Consider the following 435-nt stretch of genomic DNA (forward strand, 5'->3'; position numbering starts at 1 on the left):
CTCCAGGGGGTCGCCCACGCGCAGGCGCCGCACCGCGGGGCCCAGCCGCCGCACGAGGGTGTCCGCGAGGCCGCGGGCCACGAGCACGCGGGTCCCCCCGGGGTGCTCGTGGGCGCCGCCGGCGACGGCGGCCAGCAGCACGGGCAGCACGGCCGCGAGGTCGGCGCCGGCCAGCACGACGTGGACGGCGGGGCCGTCGGTGCGCCCCACGAGCGGGACGCCGGCCGGGGCCAGCGCCAGCGCGAGGGCGCGCAGCTCCTGGGCGCCGCCGTCGGCGCGCACGGCCACGAGCTCGCGGTGGGCCCACAGCCGCGCGTCGGTCGCGGCGTCGGCGCCCGGTGCGGTGGCCACGAGCCCGGGCGGCAGGCCGGCCTCCTCCAGCAGCGCCGCGAGCCGGGCGGCGCCGGCGGCCGCGGCCGGGCGGGGGCGCAGCAG

General features: G+C 84.8%; 1 protein-coding gene. It reads right to left on the minus strand.

Annotated features, from left to right (window positions below; all coding sequences use genetic code 11):
• The coding region (locus GTQ99_RS24005; protein WP_166618116.1) for an aldehyde dehydrogenase family protein at positions 1-435 on the minus strand (435 nt) is incomplete at both ends.

The organism is Kineococcus vitellinus, from assembly GCF_009906315.1.
GTDB classification, from domain to species: domain Bacteria; phylum Actinomycetota; class Actinomycetes; order Actinomycetales; family Kineococcaceae; genus Kineococcus; species Kineococcus vitellinus.